The 14,075-nt window shown below is 37.7% G+C and carries 10 protein-coding genes and 1 pseudogene; 3 read left to right on the forward strand and 8 right to left on the reverse strand.

Translation table 11 applies throughout. The features are described 5' to 3' along the window. Positions 1 to 36: 36 nt before the first annotated feature. The 7 genes from ED2_RS12785 to ED2_RS12815 all read right to left on the reverse strand — a co-directional run bounded on the left by ED2_RS12785 (position 37) and on the right by ED2_RS12815 (position 8,266). On the reverse strand, positions 37 to 2,082 hold the full coding sequence (locus tag ED2_RS12785; RefSeq protein ID WP_016177223.1) for a SpaA isopeptide-forming pilin-related protein: 2,046 nt from the start codon (positions 2,080 to 2,082) through the stop codon (positions 37 to 39). After that, entirely contained in the window at positions 2,082 to 3,308 is a 1,227-nt protein-coding gene (locus tag ED2_RS12790) for a collagen-binding domain-containing protein (protein WP_016177222.1), read from the reverse strand. Before ED2_RS12790 ends, ED2_RS12785 begins: the two co-directional genes overlap by 1 nt. Continuing rightward, positions 3,305 to 4,525 (reverse strand): class C sortase, encoded by a 1,221-nt coding sequence (locus ED2_RS12795; RefSeq protein WP_005875296.1) that lies wholly within the window; start codon positions 4,523 to 4,525, stop codon positions 3,305 to 3,307. The genes ED2_RS12790 and ED2_RS12795 overlap by 4 nt, the downstream gene beginning before the upstream one ends. A gap of 435 nt (positions 4,526 to 4,960) precedes the next feature. After that, complete coding sequence (locus ED2_RS12800) at positions 4,961 to 5,263, reverse strand: LPXTG cell wall anchor domain-containing protein (protein ID WP_016177221.1); 303 nt, start codon at positions 5,261 to 5,263, stop codon at positions 4,961 to 4,963. Continuing rightward, positions 5,260 to 6,015, reverse strand: a complete 756-nt coding sequence (locus ED2_RS12805) for an isopeptide-forming domain-containing fimbrial protein (protein ID WP_016177220.1) — start codon at positions 6,013 to 6,015, stop codon at positions 5,260 to 5,262. Before ED2_RS12805 ends, ED2_RS12800 begins: the two co-directional genes overlap by 4 nt. A gap of 29 nt (positions 6,016 to 6,044) precedes the next feature. Continuing rightward, positions 6,045 to 6,821 (reverse strand): pilin N-terminal domain-containing protein, encoded by a 777-nt coding sequence (locus ED2_RS12810; protein WP_060789874.1) that lies wholly within the window; start codon positions 6,819 to 6,821, stop codon positions 6,045 to 6,047. Beyond that, positions 6,818 to 8,266 (reverse strand): SpaH/EbpB family LPXTG-anchored major pilin, encoded by a 1,449-nt coding sequence (locus tag ED2_RS12815; protein WP_060789875.1) that lies wholly within the window; start codon positions 8,264 to 8,266, stop codon positions 6,818 to 6,820. Before ED2_RS12815 ends, ED2_RS12810 begins: the two co-directional genes overlap by 4 nt. Before the next feature lie 536 nt (positions 8,267 to 8,802). On the opposite strand from ED2_RS12815, the gene ED2_RS12820 reads away from it, so the two are divergent. Both ED2_RS12820 and ED2_RS12825 read left to right on the forward strand, forming a co-directional pair. Continuing rightward, a complete protein-coding gene (locus ED2_RS12820) occupies positions 8,803 to 10,116 on the forward strand; it encodes a helix-turn-helix domain-containing protein (RefSeq protein WP_016177216.1) in 1,314 nt (437 codons plus the stop codon). A gap of 156 nt (positions 10,117 to 10,272) precedes the next feature. Further along, positions 10,273 to 11,622, forward strand: coding sequence for an amino acid permease (locus ED2_RS12825; protein ID WP_025481374.1), 1,350 nt, complete (start codon positions 10,273 to 10,275; stop codon positions 11,620 to 11,622). 46 nt (positions 11,623 to 11,668) lie between these two features. Here the strand turns inward: ED2_RS12825 and ED2_RS12830 are convergent. Then, a pseudogene (locus tag ED2_RS12830) lies at positions 11,669 to 12,265 on the reverse strand (TMEM175 family protein). 149 nt (positions 12,266 to 12,414) lie between these two features. Between ED2_RS12830 and brnQ the strand changes: the two are divergent. Further along, positions 12,415 to 13,767: a branched-chain amino acid transport system II carrier protein gene (gene brnQ, locus ED2_RS12835; RefSeq protein ID WP_005875289.1), complete on the forward strand. Its 1,353-nt coding sequence runs from the start codon at positions 12,415 to 12,417 to the stop codon at positions 13,765 to 13,767. The last annotated feature ends 308 nt before the right edge of the window (positions 13,768 to 14,075 follow it).

Genomic DNA, 14,075 nt, shown 5'->3' on the forward strand with positions numbered 1-14,075 from the left:
AAGTAAATCACTTTTGCCTAATCCTGTTTTGCTTGTTTAATTTTTTGCTCTTTTTTTATAGAGAATCCCAGCCAATACGATGAAAAGACTTGCACTCAGATAAAATCCAAGCGTTCCATGTCCACCTGTTTGCGGCAAGATAGGTATTGCTTTTTTCTTATCCATTTTTTGAAAATAAGCTTCACTCTTTTGTTGATACAACTGGTCCACTTTTGTAGAAGCAACTGCTTCATCCTTTGTTTGCCATTGAGGAGCCGCTTGACCGCCTTTCAAGTGGAACGTCCCCTTTGCATCTACTGTAAATTCAAAGGTACTATCGTCTAACTGGTAGCCTTCTGGCGCACTGATTTCTTGGATCTTATAAATGCTACTTTCTTTTACCGTCATTATAAAATCACTGGCTTTTTCTCCAGAGAGCTGTTGGACCTTAACTACTTTCGTAGGATCAGCTTGTTGATATTGTGTCACTTGAAATTTTAATTTACTGATATTTTTGATCGTTTTTTGCGTTTGCCCATCATATTTCAACAGATGAAGTTGTAGCTGATCCATTTGCGTTGTATCGAACTTTTCAAAATATAGCTGATCTTTGTTTTGATAAAGTTGGTCTTCATTTGTATTTGCTACTACAAGATAGCCAGTAGACCATTCTTTCAAACTACCATGAAGCAACTTCACTCCTCCATCTGCTTTAATCGTAAAATAATAAGGCGTATGTTCGACGGAAAAACCAGTTGGTGCACTAGTTTCCGTGATACTGTAATGTCCTGGAGTCAATTCAGCAGTGTAATCCTGCGCTACATCGATTACTCGACTGGTTTTTGTATACTTCTCATCACTATATTGAGTGATCGTAAACTTCAAGCCAGTCAGTGTTCCAATCGGTGTACGAGTAGTTTTATCATATTTCAATAATTTGATTTTTTTCGTCACAGTTTGTGCTATTTTTTTATCAAACTTTTGGTAATACAGTTGCTTGCCATCTTGATATAAAATATCTTGATTTGTTTCTGCTTTTGTCTCAAAAGATGGATTCCACTGTGGTACCCCCACCGATTTTTCAGAGGACAATTGCCCATCTTCGGTAATCTTGAAATCAAAATTACTATTACTTAGTTCATACCCATCTGGTGCTGTGACTTCTTTGATCGTATAATCATAACCTGGGTTTAACTTGATCGTAAAGTCACTGATTTGATTACCTGTGATCATTTGTTGCTCAATTACCTGCTTGTGTTCTCCGGCTTGGTACTGCGTCAATTGGAAGCTTAGTCCAGAGAGATCACTAACTTGTTTTTTTGTAGACTTGTCATATTTCAATAATTGTAAATTGAATTCCTTCGCCTGCTTTTGTTTTTGGTCAAACTTCTGGAAATAGAGTTGGTCCGCTGATTGATATAACGTATCTGCTGATCCAGGAGATTGTGTCAAATAACCATCACTCCATGTGGCGATTGCTGAAGAATCGGCCCCTTTCACTGCTCCAGTTGAATTAATAGTAAAATAATATTCACTATTTTCTAGTGCATATCCTGTTGGCGCTGTTTCTTCTTGGACACCATAAAATCCTGGTTCTAGTTCAGCTTGATAGTCTTTTGTTAAAGGGATCTGCTCTTTTACTTGTTGTCTGGCTTCATCTTGGTAGCTCGTTAGTTTAAACGTTAAGCCTGATAGATCTGCCACTTCTTTTTTTGTTGTTTGGTCATATTTCAATAGGTGGATGTTCTTTTTGACAGTTGCCTGTTTTGGTTCATCGAATTGCCGAAAAACAAGCTGATTGTCTTTTAGATAAAGGCCACTCGAGGTTGGCTCAACGCTATCAACGAGTTGACTACCACTTGTCACTTGCATTTTTTGGTCGATGGTAAAGTTGATCGGGGTCGCATCTACTGCATACCCTTCAGGCGCATTTGTTTCAACGATTTGATAATCGCCTGGTACAAAAGAAGCCTCCCAGTTATTTTTCTCTGTCAGCTCAGTTGTTTGCTTACTTGCTAAATTCGTTACTGTATAAGTCAACGTATCCATGAGTTTTTCATCTGTGAGTTTTTCTTTTGTATGGCCATCATACTTTTCGACCATTACTTTTCCCCATTGGTTTTGTTCGGTGAGAATTCTCCTTGCCAATCCCATCGGTATAACGAGCCTGATCCCAGATAGGTATCTGTGATTACAGATCCTTGAATATTGACCCCTGTCCCGTCTACAGTAGCATCTGGTGCCAGTATACTGCCGATCCACGGGGAATGGAGTTCGATATTTTTCATCTTACCAATTGAAAGTTTTCCAGACACTTGGGTCGTATTTGTAAAAGACCATAAAACCGTACTATCTGCAAAATCCATCAACTCAGTTTCTAGACGTTCCTGTTCCGTATTTCCTTGATTATCAACGAATGTATTACCTGTAACATCTGCAGGATTTTCTCCTGCTTTATAATACAGTTTGATTTTTCCATTGATAGTAACACTGTCACTACCTTCGCCATCAACGACAATGAATACTTCTTTATTTGTATCACTGGCATTTGCAGCCTCTAGGCCTACGATATCCAGTGTGTAAGTATCCGCTAAAACTGCTGCGTTCAATTTGATAACAACAGCTTCTTTATCAATTTGCGATACATCGATCACTCGATTGTTCAAATCCCCACTAGCTGTATAGACTGCATCTTTTCCTTTAGTACCCTTGAGAAATTGATCATCACTTTCCACCACGATATCCGCAGATTGCGCATTTTTTGCTAACTCATCATTGGCACTTCTCAAATGAGTAAACTCGCTGTCAAAATCAATAAACGTTTGTCCATTTTGATCTTGAACAATTTGTTTTGCAGTTGTTTGATCATTTTTTACCCCATTGATCGTCGGTTTGCCGTCGGTTCCAACCGCTTGGTAATCAATGCCCTCTCCTAATGCCAAATAAGTTGTCTGATTGTTTCCCGTATTCGCTGGGATTCCAGTTCCCATAGGTGCAGGAGTCCCATCAGCCGCCAGAATATTTTGGATATGATCATCATCATTTTTGATCAGATCCATTTTTTCTCGTCCACGCCAAATATCAAAGGATTGCTGCGTAGAATATAAATTTTGTGCAGCGACATTTCCATTTATATCTGTTGTTATATGGACATTGCGGGCAAATACATTGAAATGCTGTGCTGCGCCTAAAAAGTCATCTTCCTGACCGGGATGCCTCTCATAATAGGTTTGATACGTTTCTGCTGTCTGTTCGGCAAATGCACTACTAGGGATAATCGTATGAATGATCATCAATAATAGAATAATAAAGTTACTTGCTTTTTTCATGACTTATCCTTTCTCCTAATTTGAATGATCGGGCTATCCAACTGGCGATCCTTTGTCCCAATCATTCGGATGTATCGATTTTTACGAAAAATAAAATAGTTCTCTGTTCTGCTTTTAGGACGTATTTTTACAAAAAATGAATGTGTAGGAGAAAGAGAAATTTTCACCTGATAGTATTTCCCAGGTAATTCTCCTAAGTCAATAAATCCATTCTGATTGGTTACATCCGATATTTCTTCTTGCGTTCTAGTAATGATCTTCTTTTTGTGGGAATCATAGACTGTGATCAGTACTTCGTTTAAAGGTAAGCCGACTCGGTCAATCAATGAAAACCGCAGAGCATACTGCCGTTTTTCCCACATACCTAAAATAGTCCAATGCCAAAGTATCCAGATAATCAAACAACTGCCTATGATCCCTAGCAGTCCCCATAAGTAGATCAAATGCGCTTGTATGAAGGAGATTCGCTTCATTTTCGTTGTTTCATTCGTTTCTTTGTAAGGGACTCGATGCCCTCTCACAAGTAAGCGATGCGTGTTGATCATATATGGTGTACATGTCATCAAAGTGACTAAGTCTTTATTTGCTTGTATTTTCAAAGGTTCTGTGTTCGTTGGTTCAATCGTCTGTATATTATCGACTTTATACGCATGGTGTTGCTTATTGATCTCAATGTAGAAAGTATCACCGATTGCTAATTTTGGTAAATCAGTAAATAACCTGGCAGTAGAAAGCCCTCTATGGCCAGATAAAACCGCATGTGTGTTTTTGCCACCTGTAGGATAACTTGTTCCTTCTAGTAACGAGGTCCCTTTTTGTAAAAAGTATTCATTCGTTTCATCAAAAATCGGTAATGAAAGATTGATTTTAGGTATCTCCAACACAGCAATTGTGTGTTCTTGATAGTAAGTTTTATCTACTTTGCGTTTTTCTTTTTTTTGGATAGCCTGATCGTACTGATCCATTCCAGGCTCCGCCTTGTTTTTAACTAGTTCAGCGTTTTTCTCATTCATTTTTTTGATCACTTTTTGAACTACAGCTTGGTTTTCTTTGTTTGCTTGATGTTGATATACGGTGATCAGTTGCTGATCCAAGAAATTATTCAACGCATCACTAACAAAAGGATAGGCGAGTAACAAAACACCAATTGTTAAAAATAAAAGCATAAGGATATCCATTACTCGAACAGTCTTACGCTTTCTTGGCGGCTTTTTCATTTTGAAAGCCTCCTTTTTTTGGTATGTAGCCGAAAAAACCGTGCAAATTTTTGCTAAATTGCTTGTAGGACCTTGCCATTCTTCCTTAGCGCATTACCAATAAAAGGACACGGACTTCTTCGAAAAGAATTTTTATTATGTGCTTGGTACGATGTTGTAAAAAACAAATGAGGTTGGAACAGAAGTGTTTAACTCCGAGAAATAAGAAGAAATTAATGAAAATTGCTTTTTCAAATTTTTGTGAATTTTGGCTTATTTCCGAGGAATTGCTTCTGCTCCCACCGTTTATTCGTTTTTAAAGTATGGGACAAAAGTGTTTCTTACTTTTGTCCCACGATCTTCTTTTAACATTGACCATCTCAGTTGATTTCTCCAATGATCCATTTGTTAACGATTTATTATTATTTGATATGATCATTCAATGAATGACTAGACTTAAACAGTTTGTCTATTTCTTTTTTTGAAATAGATGATTGACACTAGGATCAGCATACAGCCAGTAGCAATAAAGATGATTATTCCTTTTCCTCCTGTATGGGGTAAGATCCCTTTCGAATGGTTCACTACTTTTTGGGCAAGTTTTTCAGTGCCGTTATCCGCATTGAATACCACTGCATCTTTTAAGATGACATGTCCTTCAGGCGCTTTGGTTTCAATCAACTGATAATCGATTGGTTGTCCTGCTTCAGCTTGTGCTAGCCCTTGTACGCCAAACTGACCATTATCATCTGAGATCAATTTGGTTGCTTGGTCTTTATCAGTCTCACCCAGACTAGATCATCTTTTGCAGTATCGGTATAGCCGGTGATTTTGGCAACTGGTTGCCCTTTGGATGCATATTGCAAATAGCTGTTTCCTCTTTGAACAATAAATTCTGCGGCACCTAATTGCTTCCCTGACAGCCACTCCGTCTTAACGAATTGTTTGCCGTATGTTTTAACAGTTGCTTTGTGTTCTTTCGGTGTAAAATCATTGTTGAATGTTACTTTATTATCAATCCCTACAGCCAGTTTTGCACCAGGTTTCACTTTCATTTTCACGGTGAATTGAATCGTTTTTCCCGCATATTTTTCTAGTTCAGCTGGTGTAAAGTTTACTGTAAATTGATTGTGCGTCGCATCATCAATAAAAGTACCCGCTACATCTGATACTGGCTTTCCAGCGATCGTGACGGTTGCTAAAATATCTTTGTCTGACGCTAGTAGCGCTAACTGTGGATCATACGTGTCGACCAAAGAGAACTCCTGATAGTCTGCAATATCATTCGGAATAAGCTGACTGATCTTATAAGTCAAATTCTCATCAATATCCACATCACTGTCATCTACAGTTTTATCGGGTTCTGGTACTTCCGTGTTGTATGCTCTGGCTTCATTCGTTTTAGCTCCTGTTGCTGACGTATATGCATACGTTCCATCTTTATCTGGAGTACCAATGACTGTAGTTTCTGTTTTTGAATCTTGTTCTATATACGTATAAGTCAACACCATCTTGCTGTCTGCGGCTCCTCGTTTCGCCGTTACTTTGATAGGGCCCGATTTGCAAGGTAATGGTATTTATCTGCATTTGCGCTCTTTGAAATCGTTGAGTCCACTTCGTAAAACTCATATGTTTTTCCGCTCGTTAATGAAATATCTGGTACGCTGACTTTCCCCGACTTATCTGATGTGAATTTTTGTGCATCCGCAGCAGTTGTCCCATCGAACTTGTTTTGATTGCTTAGATAATCGCCATTTTCTTCCTTTAAGACAAACATCGCACCCGCTAATGGTGAAGCAAGAGTCAATTTTGTTTCATCTTTCGAATCCACAGCGATCCCATATTTTGTAAATTCTAGTGTACTTGTAGTAAACATATTTTTAGGATAAATATCGATATTTTTATCTAAAATATCTTCATCCTTAAAAATTGGTAACCCAATCACGAAATCACCAGATTTTTGATTGCTTACTCCCTCCGGTGTTTTTGTTTCCTTGACTAAATAAACAGCATTGTCGCTATTGGTTCCGCCTAAGTTAGCCAGATTAGCAGTTGAAAGCCCTGCCTCATCTGTTTCTGGAAAATACGTTCCCGCTTTAACTGTTCCGTCATCTGCTAATGAGTCACCTGTATTATCAATTGCTTGATCAGGATATTGATCTTTGTCATACCCTAATTTATGCAATGTGACCGTTGTGTCTTTGCTAGTTGTGTCATCAGCAGATACGTCAGCTCCCGTACTTGCTAAAAGAAATGGTATCAATACAACGAATAGCCCCAAAACTATGTTGAATCTTCCCTTACCTGTTCTTTTCATTTATTTCTCCTTTGTTTTTCTTTCCATTTAAAAACCATCACGCCGCCTGCTAAAAAAATGAGAAGGATACCTAAAACAATCAGACCTTTTTGTTGGCTATCGTTTGTTTTAGGGAACCATCGAACATTCTTTTTTTGATTGATCACCGATAAAGGCTCAGAACTTGGGAACATCGCATCAATGTTAAAAACAACGGGGGTTTCTGCACGTTGGTATCCCGTTGGTGCTTTGATCTCATGCAACTGATACGTTCCATCAGGTAATCCGTTTATACTAAAATTTCCTTTTGTATCTGATGTTAAAATCACTACTTGCTTTTCTAAAGAAGCAACTGGTTGTGTTTTATCTACCTCAAGCCATTTGTTTTTCTCATCAAGACGACTCAAACTTTGACCTTTTTGATTTTGAACAATAAATTCTGCCCCTGCTAACGTCTTTTTACGGTTCTTCAAATCAACTTTAGTAAATGTTTGTCTGCCACTTTTGACAGTTGTTTTCGTTTTGATCGCTGGATGATTTCCAGGGATCAACGTCGCCGTATTCGTAAAATCAGTTTGTTCGATTTGAGCATTTTCCAATGACATCTCATAAGTGATCGTCATTTTTTCTCCTGAAAATTCCGCTAGAGTTTTTGGAGAAATCTGGATGGTGAACTCGTTTTTTTCAACTGAACTCTGATAATCGATCGTTTTTTGTTCACCAACTTGCACATGAAGAGACCCTTCCTTCATGACTAAGCCATTGTCTGCATGGTCACTGATTTGATAGGTGGAATAATTCCAGCTGTCTACAGGTATCGTTGTAGTAATTTGATAAGAAACTTGATCTCCATAGGCATAACTGTTCTTTTTATCCAACACTTGTTTTTCGAAAGGTGGTTTTGTATATGCGATTTCTTCATTTTTAGGGTATAGATGGATCGTTGATTCTTCTTGATCGTTTTGGTAGACCGGCAAAGTTACAACAAGTGGCGCTGCTCTTTCTTTAACGGTTGCTGGTGCATGGCTTTCAATAAGTAAATAAACAGCGTACTCTCCTTGATAGGAACCACTTGCTTTGTACTTTGGAACATTGAAATTCACTATTCCCGATTCAGCGTGCTGCGTCTCAGTAACACCTGATGTCAAATACTGCGTGGGATTTTGTTTAGCTATCTTAGATCGTACTTGTTCTTTCGTTAAACCTTTTTTCACATAAGAATAATAGTGGTCAGTAACGTCATAAAGAGAGAATGTTACACCATTTAGGCCACGATAAGCAGGTAAATCTTCTTGTGACAGTACTCCCCCATTTGTCTGCAAGTCTGGTAGTTGTCCATCTTCAAATAGGAGCTTATGAACGGAGAGCGTCACGGTCTCTGTTGTTGCTGCACGTATTTGACTCGTTGTGCCAAATAAAATGAAACACACAAAAAGCAATGAATAGATTACTTGCTGTTTTTTCATTCACTTCACCTCCTATTAGATGATCAGAAACAAAAAAATAGTATTTTCTACTATTTTTAGGCAATCATGAGATAAAGATTTCTTTTTATCGTGAAAATTCTCATAAGTAACTATAGGGTTTCTATTTCTTAAATTAAAGACCAGATTTTAAGTTGGGTTATCTCCAAAAATGAACACTTTTCGATTCGTTACTTTTTAAGAATAATTATCGAAGATTATTTCTTATACCTATATAAAAATTATTCTACTCGTTCATAAATGAATAAAACTAACATCCGATGTAAGGTTTGACATAAAAAAAGAATTAAAATTCCTTCTATTTTATACGCTGTTCAACGAAAAAGTTTAAGATACCCTTATTACATACTGTAAAATATCCACTCCATTTAATTTTTGCTTATCTAAAAAAAGAGGTGCTTTATGTACGGTTTAGACACGAATACTCAACTAAAGATCAAGATTGTTCGCTTGTTGGATGAAACGAACCTCCCCTTGACTTCCTTGGAAATCCAAAAAAATTAGGATTTGGCAGTCAAGTGACGATTTTAAATTGCTGTCATGAAATCAAAGAACAGATGGAACTTATCTATCCAAATGGAGAGGCTTATCTGATCATCTCTCCTAATTTAGGAATCCAGTTATTTCGCCGTTCATCTAGTCTGCAGTATTTATATGATGATTTTTATTCATCAGATTTATTTTATGAAATCATTGAACAGCTGATCCAGCAGAGACAATTTTCTACAAATGAATTCTGTGATAAATACGGTGTCAGTGTGTCAAAATTAAAACGGAAGATCAAAGAAATCAATAAGTTGGTCAATCATTATCAGATGCACATCTCTGTTTCTGCAAAAGTAACGATCAAAGCAGAAGAAGCGCAACTACGAATGTTTAGCTATGCTTTTCTCTATGGGATCCACCGTCAATTTTCTCGCATTGATTGGATCAAGAATAAAAAATTCATTTGGGAACTATCGCGAAAAATCCTTACTTATTTTGCGGTATCCCCCAGTGAACAATCTTTAGAATTATTGTCGATCTGGCTTTACGTCCAATTAAATGCAATGGAACAGGAGAGTCGCTTAACTTTCACATTACGGCAAACCCTCTTGTTAAAAACGCTCTCCATTCCTGAAAAACCTGCTTTTCTCTCAGAATGGCACCAAACTGATTGGCAACTACTGATTGCTTTTATCCAGACATCGGATATCTTTGGATACGAGGAAGACTTCCAACCATTTCCACCTGAACTAAGTGGGTGGTTTGATCAACTTACAAACGATTGGTTTCACCTTTTTGAACGTTACTTTACACCGTTGGACGAAGAAGAAAAAAGACTTGCTGTTCGCTTACATCGCTATGAGTTCATCAGCCTCAACTTCTTCAAAATAGACGAAAATTTCTTTCACCAACAAGAGTTGATTTTAGCTGTTCAAAATGAAAAACCAACTTATTACCATCAATTCAACGCTCTCTTTGACACATATACTCAAAAATACAACTATCGAGTACCCGAGAATAGTTTTCGTTTTCAAAATCAATTGCTGATCTGTCTTGCTTTGTGTCCCTTTGACAAACTACGACCACGTTTGGCAATCAATCTACAATCTGATTTGAATTACTTATTGACCAATTATCTAAAACAGCAAGTCATCCTTAATTTAAAAAACAGCTATTTTGTTACTTTTGTTCCACAATCAAAACAAGCAGATTTAGTTATCAGTACGACACCTCAAAAAATGAAGTTAAATAAAAAACAAAAATTCTTACTGGTACGCGTACCATTTACGGAACAAGATATCAAATCTCTTAGATTGATTGCCGGCTCTTTCATCGACATCAAGTAAATACGTTATCGATTCTTTTTATAATGAAAAAAGGTCAGCTTTTTCATATGAATTGATGAAAATTGTATTTGATTGCTTTCTGAATCTAAGTTGTAATTTTTTGGAAATTCTCTTAATATGGAAGTAATCAAATTTTTAGTTAGGATGAGTAAACTGATGAACGAAGAGCAACAAGAACTACAACGAGGTCTCAAGAACAGGCACGTTCAATTGATCTCAATTGGTGGTGCAATCGGAACTGGTCTATTTCTCGGTTCAGGAAAATCGATCCAATTGGCTGGACCATCGATCCTCTTTGCCTATCTGATCACAGGATGCATCTGCTTTTTCATTATGCGTGCATTAGGCGAACTTTTATTATCAAATACAAATAACCATTCATTTCTGGATTTTATTGCAGAATATCTTGGAAAAAAAGCAGCTTTTGTGACGGGCTGGACTTACTGGTTTTGTTGGATTGCTATCGCCATGGCTGATCTTACTGCTATGGGCATGTATGTCCGATATTGGGCACCTGGCGTCCCCCAATGGCTACCTGAGATAATTGCTTTAGTTTTATTGTTAGGATTGAATATGGTCGCTGTTTCTCTTTTTGGAGAATTAGAATTTTGGTTTGCACTGATCAAAGTAGTAGCGATCATCGCTTTTATTATCATAGGTGCCTATATGATCATCACACACTATAAAACAAGTGCCGGTACCGTAAGTATTTCGAATCTCTGGTCGCATGGCGGCTTTTTCCCGAAAGGCGGAAAAGGATTTATCCTATCCTTTCAAATGGTCACCTTTGCTTTTGCTGGAATCGAATTAGTCGGATTAGTAGCTGGCGAAACTAAAAATCCTGAAAAAGTACTCCCAGAAGCAATCAATAATATCCCCATTCGGATCATTCTCTTTTATTTGGGATCTTTATTCGTGATCATGTCTATTTATCCTTGGAACAGCTTAAATGCAGACAACAGTCCTTTTGTGGAAGTTTTCTCAGAAATCGGTATTACGATTGCTGCTTCATTGATCAATCTAGTCGTCTTGAGTGCCGCTGCTTCAGCTTGTAATAGTGCGATTTACAGTACTGGACGGATGCTCCGTTCCCTTTCTCAAGAAGGCAGTGCCCCAAAACGGTTTCGTCGGCTGACTACTCATCGTGTTCCTGGAAATGCATTAGTCTTTTCAACCATTGTGATTTTTATTTCAGTCGTCTTGAACTATATCATGCCTAGTGAGGTTTTCACTTTGATCAGTAGCATCGCAACGACTTGTTTTCTATTCATTTGGAGTATGCTTGTCTATACCCATTTAAAATACCGAAAAAGTATACTTGGAAAAAAAGCTCATTCATTCAAAATTCCTTTTTATCCCTTCAGTAACTACCTCGTCTTCTTATACATGGCTTTTACCTGTGTTGTCCTGCTTCTTGGGAAAGATACACGTATTGCTTTGTTACTGACACCTGTCTGGTTCATTTGCCTATTGGTCATCTATCGAATCAAATATGAGAAAAAATAAAAAACACTTGGGGATTTTCCTTAATGGATTATTCCCAGGTGTTTTTTTATTCAACTTTTCTTGAAAAAAAGATATGGTAGTATTCATCGGCTTTTCGGTAAGATAAAAGCCACAAACCAGAGACGAGGAAACGACCGAGTAAACCGATCATTGGAATAAAAAATACACCGACGATCAGACAAATATTGATGAACATCGACAAAAAACTTCGATGGTCTTTCGTCAACGTCTTGACTACATGCGAATCAGGTTTATTCGCTCGCATCACTTGTTTCATCAGGATACTAAAGGAAAAGCTCCACATCGTGTAGACAAGGACATAAGACAGCTCTGGCCAAAATTCTGTCGGATTACGGCCGACCCAACTTGTGACTGACGGACAAAGTGTCAACCAGAACAACCAAAAAATATTGGCCCATACGACACGATAATTGATCTTATCTGCCATTTGAAATACACGGTGATGATTGACCCAAATGACACCCACAAAAATAAAACTGATACCATAAGCTAACAGAGTATTTCGAATTCCCTATAATGACTGGAAACCCGGCGGATCAGGGATCTTTATATCTAATACCAAGACTGTTAAAACAATGGCTACGACGCCATCCGTGAACGCTTCTAATCTTGATTTTGTCACATGATCACTTCCTATTAGTAAGTTACTTCATATTTTAGCACGGAATGGTCGGAATATCTAAAGATTTATTACTGCCGTTATCTAGAAAATGGTTGCTAATCTGTACTATTTCTGTTACTTTAAAAAAAATAGAAGTAAAGGAGTTATTTATGACAAAGAAGTTAACATTTAAAGAATATATGTTTATCGGTTCCATGCTTTTTGGTTTATTTTTTGGAGCTGGTAACTTGATCTTCCCAGTCCACATGGGACAAGAAGCAGGTGCCTCGATTTTTTGGGCAAACCTCGGCTTTTTAGTAACAGGAATCGGCCTCCCGTTTTTAGGTGTCATTGCCATTGGCGTATCGAAGACGGCTGGCGTCTATGAATTGGCTAAAAGAATCAATCAAACGTATGCAATGGTTTTTACTATTCTGCTTTATCTTGTGATCGGACCTTTCTTCGCATTACCTAGATTAGCAACCACTTCTTATGAAATCGGTTTAGCTCCATTTATACAGTCTGATCAGCAAACTTTGTTTTTAGCTATTTTTAGTATTCTATTCTTTTTTGCTGCTTGGTGGCTATCAAGAAGGCCGACGAAGATCCTCGATTATGTAGGAAAATTTTTAAATCCTGTTTTCTTAGTATTACTTGGACTCTTATTGTTACTAGCATTTATTCATCCTCTCGGTACAGTGCAACATGCTGCTGTCCAACCGAGTTACCAAGATCATGCTTTTTTTACTGGTTTCACTCAAGGGTACAACACACTTGATGCTTTAGCTGCTTTAGCATTCGGGATCATCATCGTGACGACGATCCGCAATATGGGTGTCACGAAACCTTCTGCTATTGCAAAAGACACCATCAAATCTGGTGCAATCAGTATTGTTTTGATGGGGATCATCTATACGTTGCTTTCGTATTTAGGTGCCATGAGCCTAGGTGGTTTTGCGCTAAGTGAAAACGGTGGAATCGCCCTTGCCCAAATCGCTGACCATTATCTAGGAACTTACGGGAGTATCTTACTCGCACTGATCGTCGTATTGGCCTGTTTGAAAACAGGGATCGGCTTGATCACTGCTTTTGCAGAGACTTTCACTGATTTGTTCCCCAAAAGAAACTATTTATTTTTCGTGACGATGGCTAGTGTACTCGCTTGTTTGGTGGCGAATGTGGGATTGACAAACATCATCCAAATTTCTTTACCTGTATTGATGTTCATCTATCCTTTAGCAATGACCCTGATTTTACTGGTTCTTGCGGGGCCATTATTTAAACAACGTCCAGCTGTTTATCGAATGACTACGTACTTTACGTTAATTGCTTCTATTTTAGACGGTTTGAATGCTTGTCCCGACTTTATCAAACAGTCAGCTATAGCCCAACATATCTTGGATTATGCAAAGCAGTATCTTCCATTTTTCCAATTAGGCATGGGCTGGATCGTTCCTGCGATCATTGGTTTTATCATTGGACTGATCTGGAGTAGCATAAAAAAAGAACCGGCACTAGACTGAGTAAGGCTTCTTTTAACGTAACTATTTCTCAAAAGAAATGACTGTTACTTGAAAAATAACCGGCTTTGATAGCCTGATAATTTAAAAATAGCGTAACCTATTTTTGGATTATCAGGCTTATTTTTTAGCAACGATACGTCTCATTTTTTATGATAAACAGCCGTACAATTATCCTTTAGTAACAGGATAATGCGAACTGCTTCATAAGTATCCGTTCTTCAACGTACTTTCATCATGAGCTAAATAGAAAATACTATCTAAGGAGATGATTATTTCCATTTCTTATAAACAAGTAACTTTTATCAACG

Source organism: Enterococcus durans NBRC 100479 = LMG 10746, from assembly GCF_001544215.1.
Lineage (GTDB): Bacteria > Bacillota > Bacilli > Lactobacillales > Enterococcaceae > Enterococcus_B > Enterococcus_B durans.